Below are 24,587 nucleotides of genomic sequence, written 5' to 3' on the forward strand. Positions count from 1 at the left end.
TTTTACCACAACACTTTCATCCTGAGCTCCGGGATCTTCGTATTTTTCACTATTCGTAACGCAATGCCTCAACAGGATTTCTTGTTGCAGCCCGCCAACTTTGCCAGCTCACAGTCAGCAATGCAATTCCCAATGCCAGCAACCCGGCCAGAGCAAAAATCCACCAGCTTAGGTTGGTTTTGTAGGCAAAGTTTTCGAGCCATTTATTCATAGCGTAATATGAAACGGGAGTAGCTACCAAAAAGGCAATACCTACCCACACAACAAAGTCTTTATTTAATAAAGTCATTATTTCTTTTATTCGTGCACCGTTTACCTTGCGGACACCAATTTCTTTAATACGCTGTTTCCCCATGAGCAAAGACAATCCAAACAGTCCAAGGCTGGCAATGGCAACAGCAATAATTGCAAGCAAACCAATGGTTTTTGAAAAGCGGATATCTGATTCGTACATGTCGTTCAGAATATCGTTGGTAAATTCAAAATCAAAGGCAGTTGTGCCGCCTGTATTTGCCCAGGCTTCTTTTAGAAAATCGATGGTCTCTGGTAAGTTTTCAGTTCTCAGGCGGATAGCAATATTCTGGCTCATTCCCGGATTTAATCCAATTATCATTGGAGTGATGGCTTCATGAAGCGAAAACATATTAAAATCGCTGACTACACCTACAACTGGTCCAAAGGCAGTTTGTTCTCCCAGGATATCAGTCAGGCCCAGCGTTTCAATCGCCGATTCGTTGATCAAAACGCCATTGTTATTTTTTTCTTTATCGAAATCGGAACCCATAACAATTTTGAGTCCCATGGTTTCGGCAAATCCATAGTCAACAAAAAGCCCGTTTACTTTTACCATTTCATCGTGTTTACTCACCTTGGGAATAGAAATGTACATTTTATTGTTGCTTGGCGGCATCCACAATGTTCCGCTGGCGCTAAGTACATTTGGATTTTTTTCGATTTCCTGTTTAAATAAATCGAGATTGTGATCTCCACGGGGAATACGAATCAAACCTTCTTTGGCAAAGCCCAAATCTTTGTTAAAAGCATATCGTACCTGTTTTTGAACCAAAAACATGGTTGAAATTAACGAGATAAAAACTGCAATTTGGAATATCACCATTGCTTTGCGGGTGTAATGTTTATTCCCACTATCAATTTTATTTCCTTTTAAAACATTTACCAGACCAAATCGCGCTGATTTTATAGAAACAAGACTTCCGGATAAAATACCGGTTGCCAGTGTAATCAGTGCTAAAATGGCAAGGCTTGCTACCAATTGTCCTGATATTTCGATGGAATAGTCTTTCCCAAGCATAGAGCTGATTTGAGGTAACGAGACTGATGCTGCAAGCATGGCAAACGGCAGTGCGAGGAAGGTGATCAAAGTAGACTCAATAATCATTTGCCCGATGATACTTTTTTGACGGGCTCCGCAAATCTTACGCACCGCAACGTTTTTTACCTGCGACATAGCTTTTGCCGACGCCAGGTTGAGATAGTTGATGGAAGCAGTTATAAGAATTAAAAAACCAACAAACGCCAAAACGAGTAACATTGAAAGATTTCCCTGCTCTTTCCGGTTATTGTCCACAATTTTTTCGGAACCAAAGTAAATATCGGAAAGTGGCTGTAATGAGAGGGAAAGTTTAAAATTTTCACTTGAATTTTTATTTCCCAATTCACGAAGTTTTGTTTCGAAAGTTTTGATATCAACGCCATCTTTTAGCAACAGGAAATTGGTAAAGAAAACTCCTTTCCACGCTTGTCTGAATTCAGTTTCATCTGGTATCTCAGCGTTGGTTTGAATGTTGTCTGCCAAATGTTGCATTGCAAAATCCATACTTGCAATGAGCGTTGCTTTTATGCTTGAGTTTTGAGGAATATCGCGATAGACTGCCGCTACTTCCATCGTAAATTCTTTTCCCAGATAACGAATGTCGAGTTGCTGGCCTACCGGATCTTCCTCCCCAAAATATTTGTTTGACAGGCTTTCACTTAAAAGAATTTTGCCTTCGGTATTATCAAAATCGTTCAGACTTCCTTGCAATACGTCAATCCCGAAAATGCTAAAAAAGTCGCTTTCTGTAGCTATTACATCGGGTTCGCGGATATATTCAGTATTCTTTTTGACCTCAATATTTCCCATATTATACTGATGCGCGATATTTTCTATCTCGGCAAATTTATTTTTGGCTTCTTCAGCAATAACAAAAGGCGTATTTGCCCAGGTATGGTTATCTGATTCGTTGTAATTCAATACGCGGTAGATTCGTTTGTTGTTTGCAAAAGAGCTGTCGTACCCCAATTCATTTAAAACAAAAACGAGGACAACCGTTACAATTCCCAGGCCCAGAATTAATCCGCTGATGCTAATAAGCGTATTTGTTTTGTCGGCTTTGAGATGCCTGAAACTAACTTGTAAATTGTTTTTGAAACTCATATTCTAATTTTTAATTTTTCTTTAAAGTTCATCCGGAGCAACCGGCTCCGAATACCCCGGGCTTACTCATAACGTAAGGCTTCTACCGGACTCCTCGTAGCTGCCCGCCAGCTTTGCCAACTCACCGTTAGTAATGCAATTCCCAATGCCAGCAATCCGGACAATGCAAAAATCCACCAACTCAAACTGGTTTTATATGCAAAACTTCCAAGCCATTTATTCATGGCGTAATAAGCAAGAGGTGTAGCAATTACAAATGCAATAGTTACCCATTTTACAAAGTCTTTGTTGAGCATTGCAAGAACTTCTGAGATTTTGGCACCATTTACTTTGCGGATACCTATTTCTTTGGTTCTTTGTTCCATCACAAAAAAGGTCAATCCAACCAGTCCCAAACACGAAAGAATTAGTGAAACAATAGTGGTGTACATTAAAAAGCGTTGAAACTGTGCTTCTTTGGTATACATCGCTGTATATTTTTGATCGAGGAATTGATATTCCAGCGGAAAATCAGGGGATATACGATCCCAAAGTTGTTTTACCTCTTTCATGGTAGTATTGAAAGCAGCAATGTTTTGTGTATTGATTTTTATGTAGAGCACATCGTCGCAATCACCGGAGTATCTGAAGGCAGCCGCTCTGACGGGCACATGAAACGATTCAAAATTATAATCATCCACTACTCCAATTATGTTGCCTTCGTGCAATTCGGGATATGCAACCCTTGCATCGTTTATATTATCAATTCTGAAATCAGCTTTCGCAGTTTGATTAATTATAAAATCTTTATTGTTTTTTGAATTGTCATTGAATCCATTTCCTTCATTCAGTTTGATTCCAAAAAAGTCGAAGAAATTGGAAGCAACCGAAAGCTTTGAAAATTGTATATCATATTTTTCACCATTATTCGACAAATTCATTCCCCAATTCTGGTCATTTGCAATTAAAACACTTTCAGAAAAAGTAATGTCATTGACCCCGGCGATTTGTTTTATCTCGTTTTTAAATGCGTTTATTTGTGAATAAATTGCTTTGTTGGTATTGGCATATACAATGTTTTCTTTCGCAAAACCTGCATCTCTGTTTTGCATGTAATTGTTCTGGCGGTTAATAACCAGAATAGAAGTAATCAGAGCAATAGAAACCACAAACTGAAAAACCAGCAAACTATTGCGCGCCCAATTGTCTCCACTTACCGAAACATTTTTCTTCATAAGAAGCGTTACCGGTTTGTTGCCAAAAATTACCCCCGGGATTACGCCGGTTAAGAGCACCATAACTCCTGCAATAAAAAGATAAAGGAGCAGAAAGTTTTGTGAAAATATTTCATGGAAATTAAACCTTGAGCCGGTAATTGTATTAAACGCAGGCAACAATAAAAGGATGAGAGCAAAAGATACGGCTATTGTAATAAGCAGCATGAGTAACGATTCGGTAGTGGCCATTTCAATAATTTTTCGGCTACTGCTCCCCATTGTTTTGTAAATGCCCACATTTTTATACCTTTTCTCACGTTGAGCGGTAATCATATTTACATAATTTACACACGACAAAAGCAAAATAAGCAGCCCCACAATTCCGATTACCGATAAAGTAAACCTGTTTCCTTTTTTTAAAATACCTAATTCATGAAAGTCGAAATAGGCTCTTTTAAAAGGAAACAGTCCGTACTTTATACTTTTCTGGTAGTTTTCAGGAAGTGCAGTGAGATTAATATCAGACAATTTACCTTCTGCATTTTGCTCCGAAATATTTTTGTTAAGCCTGGCAAAAGCTTTATAATTTCTGGAACCCCAGTCTTTCATATTATTTACATACCAGTCGATTTGATAATTGGTTTGAAAGGAAAGCACAGCTCCAAAATCCCACGAGCTGGATTGAGGAAGATCTTCGATAACCGCAGTAACTTCCAGTTCAATGCCTGATAAATATGACGCATTGTAAGTAACCGTATTTCCAATGGGGTTTTCTTTCCCGAATATTTTTTCAGCCAACGATCGTGTCAATACAATTTTATTGGCCGCGTTTAATCCATTCTTAGAATCACCCAACACCGTCTCAAATTGAAAGACCTTGAAAAAACAGGAATCAGCGGTAAGCATTTTTTCAACCTTAAAACTCTCTTGGTTTTTAGCCAGAAACACTTGTGGCGACCAATCGTTTGCACAATACGTAATGTTCTCGATCTCGGGGATTTCTGTTTTGATATGGTTTACCATATTTTGTGAAAAATACGGTTCGTTGTTGTCGGTAAGAACATAGATGTTATTGACGTCAGGAATGAATTTATCGGTATTTTTTTCTTTCAATACAAAAAGAAATACGAGCATACTAACCGTAATCCCAACGGTTAACCCGATAAGGTTTAGTATTGTCACAATTTTGTTCTTAAACAAACTGCGGAAAGTGATTTTAATGTTTTTTAAAAATTCCATTTCTTTAATTTAGTTTTTATTCATACCTGAGAGCTTCCACCGGATTTCGTGTAGCAGCCCTCCAGCTTTGCCAACTAACCGTTAGCAATGCAATTCCCAGTGCCAGCAAACCTGCCAGCGCAAATATCCACCAACTCAAGCTGGTTTTGTAGGCAAAATTTTCAAGCCAGTTGTTCATGGCATAATAAACAACGGGTATAGCAATAACAAAAGCAACCACCACCCATTTCACAAAATCTTTATTGAGCAAAGCCAATATTTCTGAAACTTTAGCCCCGTTTACTTTTCTGACGCCAATTTCTTTTACTCTTTGTTTAACCACAAATACCATAATACCCCACAAACCCATGCAAGAAATTAAAATAGCCAGAATAGAGAAAAAAGCCATTTGCGAGCGTAAAGTGCGTTCCTGTGTGTATAGTCGGGCAAAGTCATCGTCCAGAAAATGATGCCAGTATGGAAAATCGGGATTTAATTCTTTAGCTGTTTGCTCAATATAATTAAGTGTTTGAGTCATGTTAACAGGACTAAGTTTAACAAACAAATACCTCATATTTTCAAATCCCATTTCCGGAATAAACATCAAAGCACCTATCTTGCGGTTTAACGGTTTAAAATGAATGTCTTCGATAACACCTGTTATTGGAATTTTTATTCCCTGATCTTCAAGGATCAATATTTTACCGAGAACATTTTCACCGGGAGCAATCATTTGGGCGAAGGTATTATTGATCACTACCCCTGGCCTGTCAGCGTCAAAAAAGTCGCCCTGAGCCATTTTTATTCCAAAAGTTTTGCTAAAATTTTTATCGGTTTCAATATAGGTTACCTGCGGGTCAAAATTGGCATCTTTCCCGTCCCATTCCCAACCTCCGCCATTCCAATAAATACCGACGGGAGAGTTTGTGGCTAATGAAGTACTTACAACATTAGAGTTTTGTTCCAGGGTTTGCTGAAGCACATCGCGTTTATCGTACAATTCACCATCAAGACGGATGTATAAAAGTTGTTCTTTATTAAACCCAAGATTTTTGTTTTGCAGATACTGTACCTGTTTGGCAGTGATCATTAAACTGGCAATAAAAATGATGGCCAGGCTGAACTGAGTTGCCATAATAATAAGCCGGAGCTTTTTTACACTCACTTTCTCGCTTATTTTTTCTTTTAATGAGTTGGTTGGTGTAATTGACCTGATCGTTAATGAAGGAACAAATCCTGAAAGCGCGGAAAGCATAAAAACACAAACCAGTACTACCAGGATAGTAAAGCCGGTAAGCAATGGAGCTCCGGTATTTGGTTTGTTAATCAGATGAAGTAAATATGGTTTCCCGGCATAAGATATCATTATTCCAAGCAAAAGGGCCAGAAAAGTTTGCAGAAAAGTTTCAGCAAACAGCTGAAAGCTTATATGTTGATTGCTTGCCCCGTTTATTTTTTTAATTCCAAACTGTTTTATTCGTTTAAAAACTTCGGCTGTTTGCAGATTAATAAAATTCAGGCAAACCAACAGCATAACGATGATGCCAATCAACGACATAGTACGAACATTTTTTTGATGCCCCCAGGCTTCGAGGTGAAGTTTTGCATACGGATATAACTGTACTTTATCTTTTGACTCAGGGTTTGATTGCTGAATTCGGTTGTAGAGCTTTTTGTTTACCTCGGTATATGAAATTCCGGGCTGTAGTAACGCATAAGCCTTAAAACTTAAATTATACCAGGTATCCAGATAACCCGGCTCGGTTTCTTCAACAAGTTCAATGGGAATCCAAAAATCAAAATTAATGCTTGAATTTTTGGGCATGTCCTTGTAAACGGCTACAACCGTAAATTTATCCTTGTTATTGATGGTTATCGGTTTCCCTATTGGGTCTTCGTTGCCAAAATATTTGGTTGCCATTTTTTGGCTTAATGCAATTATGTGCGTTTCATTTGTTTTTTCAGGTATTTCTCCCAGAACCAGAGGAAATGAAAACATATGAAACAAGTTGGGTTCTGCCAGTTGTATATCTTCATAGTTTTTGCTATTGCCGTATTCTACCAGCATATTTTCGGTACCATTGCGCACCAGGGCAGCATTTGTAATTTCCGGGTATTCGTTTCGAAGTGCCCCGGGGATGGCAGGAACCGATTCATGCCAGCCTATAGAATTATTGGTTGCCGGCTCAATGGTGAATACACAATACAGATTTTCAATTTGCTCGTGAAACTGGTCAAAAGCTTTTTCCTCCTCAACAAAAAATGCGATGGTAATAATCACTGCAAACCCCACAGACAATCCAATCAGGTTAATCAGTAAGGATTGTTTAAGTTTTAAGCTATTCCGAATTAATAATTTAATTTTATTGATAAGCATGGCTCTATTTGTTTAATCATTCATATCGTAAGGCCTCAACCGGATTTCTTGTAGCCGCCCTCCAGCTTTGCCAGCTCACAGTCAGCATTGCAATTCCCAATGCCAGCAACCCGGCTGAAGCAAATATCCACCAGCTTAAGCTGGTTTTGTATGCAAAGCTTTCGAGCCACCTGGTCGTGGCATAAAAGGTAACCGGGGTTGCTATTACAAAAGATACGATCACCCACTTGATAAAATCAGAATTCAGCATGGTCATCACTTCTGTAATTTTTGCACCATTTACTTTACGGATGCCAATTTCTTTAGTACGGCGTTGTACCGAAAACGCGATATATGAAAACAAGCCGAAGCAAGAAAGCAATACAGCCACCATACAAAAAGCTGCTATTATTTTCGACAGGCGCTCTTCGCTTCCATACATAGATTCGAATTTATTGGCCACGTTGAACGACTCAAATGGTTTTCCTTCTGAAATTTGTTCCCATTCGTTTTTGATAATTTTTAAAGCAGTGGCCTCATGTCCGGGGGCAACCCTGAAAACCATGTATTCAGGATAAGCGTTTTTCTTATACCGGTAAATCATTGGAGGGATTGCCTGGGCCAGCGAATTGATGTTTACATCTTTTATTACTCCAATTACAGGTGTTTTGTCATCTGCCGAAATAACAGCCAGTTGTTTATCTGCAATGGAACTCCAGCCCAGTTTCTTTTTGAATGTTTCGTTAATTAAAACAGCTCCTTCGTCTGATGCCAGCTCCTTCGAAAAGTTTCGCCCCTCCACTACAGGCACTTCAAGTACATCTGCATAATTTTCATCGATACCTACAGACACCACAGAATAAGTATTTAGGTTTTCAGGATTGGTTATTGTAAAATTATTCTTGTAAAGGGCTCCGGGAAGCGCTTCTATTGAGGCGATATCCGTTATACCGTTTTGAACACCCCGTTTTGATATTTCCTGCTCCAGTATAGATGCCTTCTCCCGGATGTTATTCGTCTCTCCGTTTAGAGAACTTATTTGTACGGCAATCAATCCATTTTTATTAAAACCCAAATCATGGTTTTTCATAAACGAGATTTGTTTGAAAATAAAGAGTGATGCTATAATTAGCATTGTAGCCATTGAAAGTTGAGCTATAACCAACGATTTACGGAATATATTTCCTGAAGAACTATGCGCTTTTTTATTTGATAACAGTTCTACCGGCTTTGGGCGCGAAAGGGCTAAAGCCGGATACAGACCAGACAGTAACCCTGATATTAATACGATTCCCAACAGAACAGCCCACACAGACGGATTGGAAAATAAATCATAATCATTTATTTGTGTTAGCTTTTGAAAAGGCAAAATGAATAGTTTGGTCAGTACTAACGATATCATCATCGCTATAATCGTTTTAAAAAAGGTTGACATAAGAAAGTCTGCTATCAGACTTTTTCGTGATGCTCCCAGAACCTTGTGTATTCCTGTTTCTTTTACGTTTCTTTCTGATTGACTGATGGAAAGGTTAACAAAATTAATACAGGCAATAACAATTATAAAAGCGGCTATAATACCCAACACCCATATAAGGCTGGATGAAACCGGTGTTGTTAAATAATTCCCGATATCAGTGCGGAAATGAGAACCCTTTAAAGGAATAAGTTGAAAATCGTAACGTCCGTTAATATATGGTGCATTGTGTCTTTCGAGTATGGTATTTATCTTTTGTTCCAGATCTTCCTTTTGAATGGTGTTTTTTACCTTTGCTAAAATATCATAGCCTCCCCACCACCACAGTTTCTGCCAGTCGGGTTGATTCATTGATTCCCAGGAAAGGTAGATTTCTGAATCAAAATCACTGTTCGCGGGAGGATTTTTTATTAATCCTTTTACTGTAAAAATTTTTTTGCCGCCGTAACTCTCAATTGTAAACGTTTTGCCAATGGACTCCTCTTGTCCAAATAATTTTTGTGCACACGATTGAGTAAGTACTGAACTTCCCGGTTCTGACAAAACTTTTTCAGAACCAACTAAAAGTTTTGTCCCCAGTACCTTAAAAATGTTTGCATCGGCAACTGAGGCTTTGATATTAAACTTTGTCTCTCCACAGATTACCGGATAAGAATAGGATGATAAAGCTGCAATTTCTCCAAAGCCGGGATAATCATTGCGTATGGCATGAGCCAAAGGCAAAGGATTGCCAAATGATAAACTTGCATCATTCCGGTCTTTTTGAACAACCCGGTAAATTTTTTCCTTTTCCGGAATGTGGGCGTTAAAAGAGAGATGATATTGCAGGTACCATATAATCAGTAAGCTCATTGCCATACCAATAGATAACCCGGCAATATTTAGCAGTCCATATCCTCCTTCCTTTTTGAAGGAGTGCCTTATATGTTTAAGTATGTTCATAAATTCATTAGTTTTTCAATTTTCGAAAGATTAATCAAAACTCAATGTTCCATCTTTATGCAGTTGGGACTTAGCTATTCGTACCTCAGGGCTTCAACCGGATTCCTCGTAGCTGCCCGCCAGCTTTGCCAACCCACAGCAAAAAAGGCAATAACAAAGGCAAAAAGTCCGCTGATCAAAAAATAGCTCATATGTATATTAACTTTTGTCGCAAAGTTGCTTAACCATTTTATCATTAACAGGTACGATACAGCAAATGCAAATACCGAGGCAATACTCACCAAAAGAAACGTTTCGCCTAACAATTTACCTATGATGCCTGCTTCGCTGCTACCAACTACTTTACGAATACCGATTTCTTTGATGCGTCGTGTTACATTTAGTATTGAAAGGGCCATCATTCCCACAAAACTTAAAATAATAGCCAGAAAAGCACCGGATGAAACCATATTAAATACGCGTTCATCTTTTTCAAACTTAGCGGCATATACATCGTCAAGCGACGTAAAAGACATCCTGTAATCCGGGTCGAATTTTTTAATAACACCTGACACTTGCTTTTGATTGTCCTGCGTAAAGCTTCCGAGAGTACGCAGGTATATAATGTAACCGTAGTCATCAACCCGGGATAGTACAAGCGGTTCAATAGACTTCCCGGCATATCCGTTAAAATAAAAGTCTTTAACAACACCGGCTACCTTTACAGGCTGTCCTTTGTAGGAGACCCGCATATCGGGACTAAACTTCAGACCCAGCATTTTTGCCGCTGCTTCATTTAATACAATACTTCTCTTGTCACTTTGGCTGTCTGTAAAAAAGCGGCCTTCTTTTAGTCGCAGTTGCATCGCTTCGCAAAATCCGGGCATTACCCTGTACTCGTCTACAGGTTTTTCATTCGGGCTGTTAAGCAAAGCAATAGATTGTCCGCTACAGCCACCGCCCATACGATGTTGCGAAATACCAACACCTTGAATGAAAGGTAGTTTTTCCAGTTCATTTTTAATAGAAACTGTATTTCGGGTAGCGTGTCCCGAAAAATCCTGAATGGCTACCACATCTTTCGCATTAAACCCGAGAGGCACTTTTTTCATGTGTTTTATCTGGGCTTTTATAATGATAAGCGAAGAAATAAGTAATGCAGTTATGAAAAATTGCACTAATACTACTGATTTGGAAAGCCCACTGTGTGAAACGTTCTGGCGCTTTCCTTTTAGTCCTGAAACGAGGTTTATTTTTGACAGATGAAGGCTGGGATAAGCACCAGCTATTAAAACAAGCGCGATTAATACTACCACAATCATCGCAACGCCCAGTGGAGTGAACATGTCATTCGCAGTTAAAGGCAAATTTATCATTCGGGAGAAAAATGGTTGTACCAGAACGGCAAGCCATAAGCCCATAAGTAATGCAAAAAAAGCAATGATACCGTTTTCCCGATAAAACTGGCCGGCAAGATTACTGCGGGTAGCACCTGCAACTTTCCGCGAGGCTATTTCCGCAATCCGTTTTTCGCCATGAAATAAATACATGTTAATAAAATTGATAAGAGCTATCAGAAAGATGAAAAGGGCAATGCTGCTCACAATAAACAGTTGCATTCGGTTGGTCTTTGGCACCATATCGTCTTCAACCCTGGTGTGCAGGTGAATATTACGCAAAAGTTCGGCGTTGGTTTCAGTCTTCGTGTCGCTTAATTTTCCCCTGATTTTCCATACATTCATCAGTTCATCGTTTACCCTTGCAATGTTGTTTTCTGCTGTTTTTAAGTCTGTGCCTTTTTTTATCAGGTAATAGGTACTAAACTCGAGACTGCCCTGTTGTATAATAAATTCGTTTGATTTCATGGGTCGCAACATATCGAAATAAAAATGGGTGGTCTTTGGCATATCATTGATTACGCCTGATACAAAAAGGTCTGAACCGTCCAGTGTCAATGTTTTTCCTACACAATCTGTGCTTCCGAAAAGTTTCTCTGCGCTTGACTTTGTAATCACAATATTCTTTTTTCCTGAAAGCGATTCCGAAGTATTCCCTTCCGTCAATTTTAGTCCGAAAACGTCGAGAAATTCCTCATCGGCGTACAGTACCTGTAAATCTTTGAAGATGCCTTTGCCTGTTTTCACATTTACATCCCAACCCGTGTACAATTGAACCGCCTTTTTCACCTCGGGAACTTGTTCGGGCAACTGCGTGTATGCCGTTCGAAGTGCAGCAGACAACACTTCCGTTTCGTTTTCCCCGTGCAATGTGTTACAAAGGCGCAACACGCGGTCGTTTGTGGGAAAATGTTTGTCGAAACTGAATTCGTATTTCAGGTAAACCGACATAAGTAGTAAAGCACACAGGCCAATTGCCAGTCCGGGAACACTGATATAAACCAGTAGTGGATTCCGTTTCAACATGCGAAAAGCGAATTTCAAATTGTTCAAGGTTTTCATATTTTATTCATTATTCATATCTCAATGTCTCAACCGGGTTTCTTGTCGCTGCCCTCCAGCTTTGCCAGCTCACAGTCAGCATTGCAATTCCCAATGCCAGCAACCCGGCTGAAGCAAATATCCACCAGCTTAAGCTGGTTTTGTATGCAAAGTTTTCGAGCCACTTGTTCATGGCATACCATGCCACAGGAATGGCAAAACCACAGGCTATCAACACCCATTTTACAAAGTCTTTGTTAAGCATGGATAATATTTCTGAAATTTTGGCGCCGTTTACTTTTCGGATGCCGATTTCCTTGTTTCGTTTGGCAACCGACTGAACCGACAGACAAAACAGTCCTATGCAGGAAATAAAAATTCCCAAAGCAGAAAACAGGGTGAAAATGCTTCCAAATCTTTTGTCTGAACTGTATTGTTGTTCAAAAAAGTTATCAAGGAAATAGTAGTTAAATGGATTGTCAGGAAACAGTTCTTGCCATTTACTTTCCAACAAATCCAGTGAACCTGAAATATTCTGTGACGGATTTAGCCCTGAACTGATTTTAACCATATAATCGCCGCTGCTAAGTTCGTTGTAGAAACCGATAGGTTCTTTACTGAATTTTAATGACTGTTGGTGAAAATCTCCCACTACACCGATGACTTCGCATTCGGCAATACCGCCTGCCCAATGATAGCCTACCTTTTGAGATATTGCATCTTCGGGAGAGTTAAAACCAAGCATCCTAACCGCAGATTCGTTCAATATTACCATTTGCCGCTTATTTCCGGCTGCCTCCGGGAAATTATGGCCGGCAGTAAATTTAATATCCAACATGGGAAAGTATTGCTGATCAACCATTATTTCTCTGATTTCTTTAGCGCCCTCATTTTCCCTGGACAACTGAAATAAAGGTCTTGAAAGAACATTCACTTTTCCCGGGACGGTACTACATGCGCTAACCTGGTTTATTGACGGATAGGAGGCAACTTCGTTTCGTAGTCTTTGGACTGTCTGCTCAAAATTAATTTGCTGGTTTATCGCATTGGGCCCTTCCAACACAACGATTCTGTCAGTGTCGATTCCCAAATCCTGGTTTCTCATAAAGTTAATTTGTTTGTAGTTTATCAGGGTACCAATAATCAGGACAATGGAAACCGTAAATTGAAAGACCAGCAAATATTTATTCATTCTGAGTCTAAGTGTCATTGCCGTATGGCCTTTTAACTTTTCTATGCTTTTTGCAGAAGCAACCATTAAAGAGGGGTAAAGTGAAGCCAGAACGGAGCCAAAAAGGAGCAGCCCAAACAAAATGAAAATCAAATATCCTCCAGCATAATTATATAACCCGGGAGTAAAACGAATACCGGTAATATGAGACATGGCAGGGGCTGAAATTTTGCTTATAATCCATCCGATAATTATTGCCATCAAATTAAAAACGAAGGCTTCGATAAAAAGCTGTGCAACAATTTGGCGTTTTTTTGAACCTATAACCTGCCGAATACCAATTTCTTCCGTTCTTTCCATAAATCCGGCAATCGATAAATTTACATAATTCACCAGGGCAAGAATCAGGATTAATAACCCGATTCCCGCCATGACATACACATTTGTGATGGAACCATTAGGGGAAGCTTCGTTTGCAAGTTGAGATTTTAGATGAATATCTTTAACCGGCTGGAGGAAAAATGATTCGTTCAGGTTGTTGGTATTTTTATGTCGGGCCACCATTTGGTTTAACTGTGTTTCAGTTGTTTTCGGATCGGCTGTCGGGTCAAGAACCAGGTAAGTGTACCAGGAATAATTTCCCCAATTGGTATCAAATATTGTAGATTTGACGTGATCCGGAATTTCTTTCGGCAAGTAGCTGGTAAGCGAACTGTGCGACATTATCATCTTATATTGAAGATGGGAGTTGGAAGGCATATCCTGATAAATCCCACACACTTTAAAAGGTATGGCAGCATCGTGGTTGGAAGTGTAAACCAGGAGAGTTTCGCCTGTCGGATTGATTTTTTTATTCCATTCTACACCAAAATACTTTTCAGCAACACTGTTGGAAATATAAATGTTGTTTGGTTGGGCAAGCAATGAATCGCTACCTCCCACAATAAAATTGAGTGAGAAATACTTGGCGAACGGTGCATCAGCAAAGACGGCTTTATCTGTTTTTATCGAAACAGGTTCATTCTTTTTTTCATCTTTATAAACGACTGTGTAGGAATTTGCCCAGGGAGACAGTCTGAAAAAGTTTTTCACCCCCGGAATTTCATCTCTAGCCGCAATGCCCAGAGCCGGGAAAGTGTATGCGTCTTTATATGACACTCCGTTTTCCACTTCCTTTTCCACTGTCACCCTGTAAATATTGTTGGCTTCGCTTTGAAAACGATCGTAGCTAAGTTCATATCTCAGGTGCTGATATATTAGTATAAAAGCAGCAATTGCAATAGCCAGCCCCAGGATTTTAATTACCGAAAAGGATTTATTTCGAATTATGTTTCGCCATGTCAGCAAGAAGTAATTTCTAAACATAGTTTTTCTTTATTGTGATTTTGTGTTCAATTTATTCATACCTCAATGCTTCAACCGGATTCCTCGTAGCTGCTCTCCAACTTTGCCAACTAACTGTTAATAGCGCAATTCCCAGGGCCAGAATTCCTGCCAAAGCAAATATCCACCAACTTAAATTTGTTCTGTAGGCAAAACTTTCCAGCCATTTGTGCATTGTATAATATGCCGGGGGCACGGAAACAACAAAAGCAATGGCCATCCATTTTAAAAAGTTATTATTGAGCATTGTAAGTATTTCCGAAACTCGGGCGCCATTCACTTTTCGAATTCCGATTTCTTTAATTTTTTGTGTTGTTGTAAAATACGAAAGGCCAAACAAGCCCATACTGGCAATAAATATTGCAAGCGCAGAAAATACACTGAAAAGAAGGTTGAATTGCGATTCTGCCTGATATTGCCGGTTATAAAACTCATCGAGAAAAAAATACTCAAAAGGGCTGTTTGGGAAGGCCTGATTCCATTTTTCTTTTATCTGTGCCATTGCTTTGGGATAGTCTTCGGTATTCACTTTTAGCGAATAATATTCTCCCGCCCAGGGAGCGTTTAAATATTGTTTTAAAGCAAATACAATTGGACCGACCTCTTTTTGTAACGATTCCTGGTTGAAATCCTTAATCACCCCAATGATTTCTTTTGAATGTAAATCATTTTCCGATTCTTCCCATATGATATTTTTTTGGATAGCATCTCCTGCTTTTTGAAATCCAAGGAGATGTATGGCAGTTTCATTAAAAATCAGTGCTCCGCGGTCCGATGTATTTTCCTTTGAAAAATTACGTCCTGCCACAAAAGAAGTTTCATACAAATCAAAAAAATCTTCATCCACAGCTACAATGTTTACCCCGTGCCGGTTTTCTGGACTATCGGGCTGGTAAAAAGATCTTCCCCAACTTAGTTCCCTGCCTGGAATACTCGATGATACAGCTACTTCTTTGACCGAAGGAATTTGAGTAACTTCGTGTTTAAAATACGATAAATGATCCTGATAAGTTGAATCTTTAATTCCCGGGCCTTTTACAATAAGCGCCTTCTCCAGATTTATTCCCAGATTTTTGTTAAGCATAAAATTTAACTGCTTTTTAAAAGTAAGGGTTACCACGATAAGAATAATTGAGGCGGCAAATTGAAATACCACAAGCCCTTTTCTTAATTGATTGCCGTTTCCTGAACCGTTGAGATTCTTCTTAAGAACCTGCAAGGGGTTAAATGAAGAAAGCACGAAAGTGGGGTAGAGGCCTGATAAAACAACTCCGGCCAAAAACAGAGCAATTAGGGTAATGGTTATTTCTGTGTTAAGTTCAGGATTAAAATTTATATTGGTTAATTTATGTAAAGAAGGCTCCAGGAACCGGATTATTATAAAAGCCAGCAATGTGGCGATAGAATTAGTAAGAAAAGATTCGGTTAAAAATTGAGCAGACAATTGTTTCCGGTTTGAACCCGAGATCTTCCGAACACCAATTTCTTTCGCTCTCTCAACTGACTTTGCAGTGGTTAAATTAATGTAATTAATCCATGCTATCGCCAAAACAAATAGTGCTACAACAGACAAAATTTCTACAATGCGGCGGCTTCCGTTGGATTCAGCCTCAGCCTCCAAATGCGAATCGAGATGAATATCCTGTATTGGCTGAAGATAAAGTTCCCTGGTATAACCTCCTTTTCTCCATTCTGCAAAAATTTCACCCCTGTATTTTTCCTGTACTGCATTAATTTTGTTTTTTACGATTGATGGGTCTGTTCCTGGTAAAATTTCTACATAATTGTAAAAATTGCCCCAGTCCCAATTTTCATCCAGGTTCCATGGCAACGAGCTAAAAGAGACCAAAAAATCGGTATGTAAATGTGAGTTTTCAGGGATATCTTTAAAAACCCCCGTTACATTTAAAACAACACTACCGCGTTCCCCTTCATGAAAAATCAGAGATTTATCAAGCGCCTCTTTCCCTGAGAAATACTTTTGTTTCATGGATTCAGATATCACTACTGTATTTGGTTCATTCAGTGACTGTTCTATGGTTCCACTTGTCATCTGATATGAAAATACAGAAAGAAAAGATGGGTCGGCAAAGTAAATCTTTTCTTCATGAAAACTATATTCCCCGGACTGCATAACCGGATCCGACATCAAAGGAGCAGTATGTACCACACGAGCAGCATCTATAACTTCAGGAATTTCTCTTTTTATTACCGGAGCCAGTGCAGGTGCGGTTTGTGCACGTTTACTATTCTCTGTCCCGTTTATATAACTGTAGTCTGCAATACGGTAAAGTGTTGGCTTTCGAAAATCATCGTAGCTTGTTTCGAAGCTAACATATTGAAGAATAATTATACAGGCAACCATCCCAATAGCTAACCCGAATATATTGATGAAAGAGAAAACTTTATTTTTCCTTAAATTTCGCCATGCTATTTTGAAATAATTTCTAATCATACTTTTTGTTTTAGGTGTTTTGCCGCAGTTACATATTTGCTCATATCTGCGTATCTATTTTCTTTCCAATAGGATCTTTGTCTTTCTTCTATTCATATCTTAGTGCCTCAACAGGATTCTTTGTAGCTGCCCTCCAACTCTGCCAACTCACAGTTAACAGTGCAATTGCCAATACTAAAATTCCTGCTGCGACAAAAATCCACCAGCTTAAATTGGTTTTGTACGCAAAATTTTCGAGCCATTTGTGCATTACATAAAATGCGATGGGGCTCGAAATGAGGAAAGCAATTATGACCCATTTTACCAGGTCTTTGTTAAGCATTATCATAACTTCTGAAATTTTGGCTCCGTTTATTTTTCGAATGCCAATCTCTTTTGAGCGTTTTTCGCTGGAATACAACGCCAGTCCAAAAATGCCTAAGCAGCTGATAATGATAGTAATTATAGCAAACAGGTTTATTAAATCCGAAGCATTTTCCTCGCTGGCATAGTTCGATGCTATTCTGTCTTCAACAAACTCATATTCATAATATTCGTTCTGAAAGATGGATCTCCAGGTGTTTTCTGTATATGCCAGCACATTACGAATTTGGTTAAAGTTACTGCTACCGGCGTTATTATCTGTAACCATTCGGATTCCGGCAACTCGCGAACGATTCAATTTCTGAATGATAAAGGCAGGACGTATTTTGTTATGAAACGATTCGTAGTGATAATCTTTTACCACTCCACATACTGTGTATCTTCTGTTTCCCCCATCAAAATAGGTTCTAACTTCTTTGCCCAGGGCATCAACCGGCGATGTGAAATTGAATTGTTTGGCGAGTTCCTCGTTTATGATTATACTTCTGGAAGAATCTCTCAGTTTGAAATTCTCTCCGGCAACCAGGTGTAATCCGTAGGTTTCCAGATAGGATGTATCGGCAACTGCCCGATGCGCTGTAAGTGTAATACTGTTTCGGTTTGAAAATGTGGAAATGTCATTAAAATTTCCTGCATCCTGTGCCGGATGAGAATTGGTAAAGCTAACATCTTCAATCGACGGGTTTTCCATTAAAGCCGACCTAAATCGTTTCATCAAAGTTTCGTCGTTTGTGGGTATGGGTACATTAAACACAGCCACTTTATCAAATCCCATATCAGAATTTAAAAGGAACCGGTACTGCCGGTACAGGGAAATTGTTCCGATTATCATTAACAACGAAATCGTAAACTGAACAATTACCATACTTTTTGTAAAAGTGGCTACGCCTTTTTGAGAAATTTCAAATCCGCTTTTTACCAAATCCACCGGCCGTGATGCGGACAACAACAATGAGGGATAACCGCTGCTTAACAAGCTGACCAAAATAACAAATGCCAGCAGCACCAAAACCGTGATAAAATTAAACGGCGGAGCAAAATTTTGCGGGATTCCGAAAAGATTGTATAGGAACAGAATAGCCAGTTTGCTCAGCAGCAATGCGAAAAGTATGGAAAAAGTTGTAAGCACCACCGACTCGCCAAAAAACTGGAATACCAGATGCCAGCGTTTGCCTCCCATTATTTTTCTTACTCCCACTTCGCGTGCACGGTATTTCGACCGGGCCAGCGATAGGTTTGCATAATTGGCACAAGCCATTATTAGCAAAAAGAGCCCGATGAATCCGAGAGTAACAATCGTATCTTTGCTTATAATCCGGTTATTGTAGTTGGTAAACCTCGTGTCGTAATGTATGTCGCCCAGTGGCTGAAGTTTAAATACCCGGTTTTCAGCAATTTCTTTGGAAACGTGCTGAGCATGTATTTCACTGATTTTATGCTCAATCAAATCTTTTTGTGATGGATTTTTGAGCAACACAAAACATTCCTGTCCTCCCAGGCCACCCCAATCGTTTGACATCCCTGGAAACATTCGTTCAAGCGAACTATTGGATATATACATCTGAAAAGGGAAATCGGAGTTGGCCGGAACATCGGTTACCAAACCGGAAATGGAAAAAGGGCGGTCGAATATTTCCAGCGTTTTACCCACAGGATTTTCGTCTCCAAAAAACCGGGTGGCAAGTTGCTCACTTAAAACAACTGAAAATGGCTCAGAAAGTGAGGAGGACGGAGCGCCGTAAATCCATTCAAAGCCTTTGGTTTTGAAATCGAATACATCAAAATAGGAAGGGGTAGTAAAAACGGCACGCTGGTTTTCCAGTTTGAAGAGTTCCGTATCGTTTGCGTTCGATTCATCGGGAACTCCGACTAAAAGTCCGCCCTGCGGATAAACCGGAATCACGTTTTCAAGTTCCGGAATTTCATCTTTTATTGTACCGGGAAAAGCGCCGTAAACCGCATTCCTGTATTCAAATTCTCCGGCTTCCAGCCCCAGTCCGAGCCCTTTTGTTTGCCTAATAATCCGGAATGTATTTTCAGCATTTGTGTGATATTTGTCGAAACTAAGCTCGTAGTATATTTTGGTGAAGATGACCAAACCACAGGTAAGGCTAACTACCAACCCCAATATATTAATAAGCGTACTTTTGTAATTCCGTAATAAATTTCTCAGATATGATATGATAAGTGATTTTAACATTTCTAAATTTTTAAGTTTATCATTTGTTTTCAAATTTTCCACCCTCGGGTGAGTTTGTGTGGGCTCCTATTCATAACGCAATGCCTCAACCGGATTCCTAGTTGCTGCCCGCCAGCTTTGCCAACTCACCGTTAGTAATGCAATTCCCAATGCAAGCACCCCGGCAAGCGCAAAAATCCACCAACTCAAGCTAGTTTTGTAAGCAAAATTTTCGAGCCACTTATTCATAGCATACCATGCTACCGGTGTTGAAATAACAAAGGCAACAGCAATCCATTTAATAAAATTTATATTTAGCATGGCCATTACTTCCGCAATATTGGCCCCGTTTACTTTGCGTATACCAATCTCTTTGATTTTCTGATTAGCGATAAAAGAAATCAATCCGTAAAGGCCAAGTGAAGCAATTAAAAGAGCTATTACTGCAAACAAGCGAATGAGCTTAAACGTATTGGTCTGACTGTTATAAAATCCGGCTATTTTTTTGTCAAGGAAATTGTAATTAAAAATGGCCTCAGGAAAAATGTCGCCCCACTCTTTTTTTATCTTTTGAATGGAATTGTTATAACCGGCTAAACTGGCAGTAACAGGATTTATTTTTACTGCCACTTCCTTTATATTGAAAGAAACATTGCTTAATATAACATAATCTAATTGCTGTTGAAGTGACTGTGCATGAAAATCTTCAACAACTCCCACAATGTTAAATTCCCTGTTTGCCCTGCCATAGGTAAAAATTTCACCGATTGCATTATTGGGGTCAACAAATCCCAGGAGTTCTGTTATTTTCCGGTTTACGATAGCCTCGCCCGAATTTTTCCTTTCGCTAACATTTTTACCGGCAATTAATTTAAGGTTATAAAGGTCAAGATAGTTCTCGTCTATTGTTTTTAAGTTACCCATGTATAAGTCTTTATCCAGTGTGGGATAGTTAATACTGTTGCTAACACTCCAGTCAGCCATTGGGCTTGTTGATTCAAAGCTGATTTTCTTTATTTCAGGATATTTTAAAAGATTGGATCTCAACACATCAAGCTTACTAGGTGTCGCATCAGGTAACGGAGCAATCAGCACCGCTTCTTTGTCAAATCCTAAATCAGCATTTAAAAAATAGTGTATTTGTTTTTGCATCACCAGGGTTCCGGTTATTAAAACCAGGGAGATAACAAACTGGCCAATCACGAGAATACGACGAACCGATATTGAATTTGAACTGTTTTTTACCGGAAGCGAATTTTTTAAATTCCCCACAGGCCTCATACCTGCCATAATAGTGGATGGATAGATACCTGAAATTATTCCGATTAAAAGAGCAGAAATAGTCAGAAAAATTATGCTTCCCGGACTTTTCAGTATATCGAGGCTTAAACGGTAACCAAGGATTTCATCCAGGTAAATAAATAAAAAATGTGCAATGGCTACACCGATGAATGCAGCGATATAGGAAATCAATATGGTTTCACCCATAAACTGTGAAATCAATTGAAATTTACTGACTCCAGTAATTTTTCGTACGCCAATTTCTTTAAATCTTTTGGATGATTGAGCGGTAGATAAATTGATAAAATTAATGGAAGCCAATAGAATAATAAATAACCCAACCAGGCCGAGAATATAATAAGCTTTTTCTGAAACCTTCCGGTGGCCGTAATTCTGGGCCCTTCCTGAGTGCAGTTCAGACAGAGGCTGCAAAACGTATTTTTTAAAAACAGGCGAATCAGTACCAATATACTTGGCTGCAAAAGCCTTAAGCCGATTTTCAAAAACAACCGGAGAAATATCACCGGGTAGAAGCAGGTAACAATTAGTGGCAGAATTATATTCCTGCCAGTCAGTTCCATCATTAAAATATGGATTTGAAGCTGACTGACTTTTGTAATCAGCTATAATGGTAAAGGGCAAATCTGTATTTTGAGGAGTATCAGCAATAACAGCGGTTACAGTAAACGTTTTTTGGTTATTTACACTTAATGATTTACCCAATGCGTTACTTACATTTCCGGGTGTTAAATTGAAATATTTTTGGGCCAGCGATGAAGTAATAACAACACTTCCTGCATTTGACAAAGCATTTTGAGGATTTCCTGTCAGAAAATCAAAATCAAATATCTCAAAAATTTCAGGCTCAGCATAAGCCAGCCCGGTGTTCTCCTGATACCTTTCAAAGGTTCCGTTGCTGTTTTCAATGGCTATCTGCCCCTTTTCGGCATAAAAAGTCATTACTGCGTCCACTCCGGGAAAATCATTTCGAATAGCTTCACCGATCGGGTGTACCTGCGATTCAGCATAAATTATTCCCTCTCCGGGAGGTTCCAGCTGGCTAATCAACCGGTAGATATTTGAATAATTCTTGTGGTACTTATCAAATCCCGATTCATAACTGATAATTTTATAAATCACGAGTCCGCAGGCAATTCCAATGGCAAGCCCTATAATGTTAATAGCTGCATAAACCTTGTTCCGGGTTATCTGCCGCCACGCTATTTTGATAAAATTATTTCCCATTTTTTCTGTTTTAATTGTTATTATTCGTATCGAAGTGCTTCCACAGGATTGCTCACTGCAAGTTTCAATACGTGGTAACTAATGGTAGCGAAAGCGATAATAGCTACCAAAACAATGGCTATAACAAATTCAGTTACTGAAAGCGGCTCCTTGTATGCGCCGGGCATGGTTTTATAAATGTAGATAGCAGCAGGGCACCCAACAAGAATGGCAAAACCAAGCATTCCAATTACTTCGGTGGAGAGTTGCCAATAAACTGACCCAACCGAACTGCCCAACACTTTTCTAACCCCAATTTCTTTTGTTCTGCGTTTTATGGTAAACAGAATTAATCCAAACAAACCAATGGTAGAAATAAGCAAAGTAATCGCAGAAAAGAACACAAACATTCTTTTCATCGTTTGCCAGAAAGCAATTGCTTCATCCAAATGAAATGCAACACTAAAATCTTTAAATTCGAAAGGAGCGTTGGGGAAGATATTTTCGAGTTCACCGGTTACCAAAGTTTTTGCTTTTTGTTCGTCGCCATTAAAACGCACAGACAGCAGGGTTGAACCAGAAATTAAATTGCTGTTCAGAAACATAACATATGTGGGTATCGGATTATGAACAGAATAAGGATGGAAATCCTTTACAACACCAATAACAGGATAAGACCTTCCAGATAAGGTAATATGTTTACCAATTGGATCTTTCCATCCAAAAACCTTCATAGCCGTTTCGTTTATAATACAAGCCTTGTCATCAGCCGGGTATTCTTTCGAAAAATTACGCCCATAAGCCATTTTAATATTATAGGTTGGAATAAAATCATAATTGACATAGTTACGACTAACCATCTCCTTTTCGTCAATTGAGGCACCTTCCCAACTCACAAATCCACCAATATTGCCAACAAACGGGATGGTACTGGAAAACGAAATGTCTGCAATTTCGGGATGTTGTAAAATGCTGGTTTTAACAGTTTCAAATGATATATTATCCCGGGGATTGATTTCGGTATAAAGTATGTTTTTGCTATCAAATCCCAAATCCTTTTTCAGAATAAAATTTACATGGTTGAAAAGGATAAAACTGACAATAAGCATAAACAATGAAATGGAAAATTGCGTAGCAACCAATATTTTTTTAATGTTGATGGATTTTTCGCCATTGCTGAATATTTTGCCTTTTAGCACTTTTACCGGGCTATATGCCGATATAACCATTGAGGGGTACAAACCAGACAATACTCCTACCAGTAAACTTACCAGAAAAATAAAGAATAGTAACTGTGTGTTATCCCATAATGAATACTCAATATTTTTATTTAGTAAATGGTTCAACAACGGAAACGAAGCTCGTGCGATAAAAAGCGCAATAATGGTGGCAAAAATGCTATGAATAACAGTTTCTGCCAGAAACTGGGTAGCAATAAGCTTTTTTGATGATCCAATTACTTTTTTTATACCAATTTCGGTTGAACGCTGGGTAGAATTGGCAAGCGAAAGATTTACATAGTTTACACAAGTGAGGATTAAAACCAGGATTGCTGCCAACGAAAGTATTCCAAGGCCAATCATCATGTCGGGCTGACTATTGGGCGAAAGATGTAACTTTGAAAGCGGGTGAAGGTAAGGGGAACTTTTCTCAAAGTTTTTTACATATTTAAACGCATCTTTGATTTTTGCATCTACCAATTTCGGATCAGCTCCTTTTTTCAGCAACACATAATTATCGAAAGAAATACTCGTCCAATCTTCCCTGAATTTGGTTTCGCCGCTTAACCCCTGGTAAGTTGCCATGGAAACCATGTAAGTAGGCTGAAGCGTTGAGTTTTTCGGGAAATCGATATAAACAGCAGAAACAGTCAGCGGAAATCGTTTTCCTATAATAACCTGTTTCCCTACTGCATTTCCGTCAGAAAATAGTTTGTTTGCAACAGTTTCTGAAAGTGCAATGGTATTCGGTTCAGTAAGTGCAGAAGTTTTATCTCCTTCTATCAATTGCACCGTAAAAATATCAAAGATGCTGTTTTCACTCCAATAACCATTTTGCTCGTATAGCTGTCCACCATCAGGTAAAGTAAAAAACTGCCCCGAACCTTTAGCTCCCCCGGAAACTTCACGCATTAATAAGACCTTTTCAACCTCGGGCAAATCGGCCATTAAATGAAAACGGTAAGCAGGAGGGCTATAAGCGCAGTAATTTATTGGATAAGAATCTTCCTGTTTGGTTTGTACCCGGTAGATCTGATTGTAATTGGTGTTGAATTTATCGAAGTTGATTTCGAAACCTATAACAACGCTAAACAATACAAACACGGTAAAACCAATGATAAGATTTGTAAAATTGATAACCGTAAATACCACGTTATGACGGATATTCCGAAAAATGTTGGTAAAAAAATGTTTAATCATTGCTTTGCTATAACTAATCTTTAATTTTATTCATATCGCAATGCTTTAACCCCGGTGTTATAGTCGGGATT

Annotated in this window: 10 protein-coding genes; all 10 read right to left on the bottom strand. The window is 38.9% G+C overall.

The genetic code is table 11. The annotated features are described in order from the left end of the window. Positions 1-49: 49 nt before the first annotated feature. Positions 50-2,437 (bottom strand): ABC transporter permease, encoded by a 2,388-nt coding sequence (locus GM418_RS13585; protein WP_158867178.1) that lies wholly within the window; start codon positions 2,435-2,437, stop codon positions 50-52. A gap of 62 nt (positions 2,438-2,499) precedes the next feature. Then, positions 2,500-4,815, bottom strand: a complete 2,316-nt coding sequence (locus GM418_RS13590) for an ABC transporter permease (protein WP_158867180.1) — start codon at positions 4,813-4,815, stop codon at positions 2,500-2,502. A 73-nt stretch (positions 4,816-4,888) separates the two neighbouring features. After that, positions 4,889-7,228, bottom strand: coding sequence for an ABC transporter permease (locus GM418_RS13595; protein ID WP_158867182.1), 2,340 nt, complete (start codon positions 7,226-7,228; stop codon positions 4,889-4,891). A 16-nt stretch (positions 7,229-7,244) separates the two neighbouring features. After that, a complete protein-coding gene (locus tag GM418_RS13600; protein WP_158867183.1) occupies positions 7,245-9,623 on the bottom strand; it encodes an ABC transporter permease in 2,379 nt (792 codons plus the stop codon). A 74-nt stretch (positions 9,624-9,697) separates the two neighbouring features. Beyond that, on the bottom strand, positions 9,698-12,025 hold the full coding sequence (locus tag GM418_RS13605; RefSeq protein ID WP_158867185.1) for an FtsX-like permease family protein: 2,328 nt from the start codon (positions 12,023-12,025) through the stop codon (positions 9,698-9,700). A gap of 46 nt (positions 12,026-12,071) precedes the next feature. Next, entirely contained in the window at positions 12,072-14,576 is a 2,505-nt protein-coding gene (locus GM418_RS13610) for an ABC transporter permease (RefSeq protein ID WP_158867187.1), read from the bottom strand. A 31-nt stretch (positions 14,577-14,607) separates the two neighbouring features. After that, a complete protein-coding gene (locus GM418_RS13615; protein WP_158867189.1) occupies positions 14,608-17,049 on the bottom strand; it encodes an ABC transporter permease in 2,442 nt (813 codons plus the stop codon). 88 nt (positions 17,050-17,137) lie between these two features. Next, complete coding sequence (locus tag GM418_RS13620; RefSeq protein ID WP_158867191.1) at positions 17,138-19,612, bottom strand: ABC transporter permease; 2,475 nt, start codon at positions 19,610-19,612, stop codon at positions 17,138-17,140. A gap of 66 nt (positions 19,613-19,678) precedes the next feature. Further along, positions 19,679-22,117, bottom strand: coding sequence for an ABC transporter permease (locus GM418_RS13625; RefSeq protein WP_158867193.1), 2,439 nt, complete (start codon positions 22,115-22,117; stop codon positions 19,679-19,681). Between the two features lie 20 nt (positions 22,118-22,137). Next, positions 22,138-24,516 carry an ABC transporter permease gene (locus tag GM418_RS13630; protein WP_158867195.1) on the bottom strand — a complete coding sequence of 793 codons (2,379 nt, stop codon included), beginning with the start codon at positions 24,514-24,516 and terminating at the stop codon, positions 22,138-22,140. Positions 24,517-24,587: the final 71 nt, after the last annotated feature.

Origin of the sequence: Maribellus comscasis, from assembly GCF_009762775.1 — a bacterium.
Classification (GTDB): Bacteria; Bacteroidota; Bacteroidia; order Bacteroidales; family Prolixibacteraceae; genus Draconibacterium; species Draconibacterium comscasis.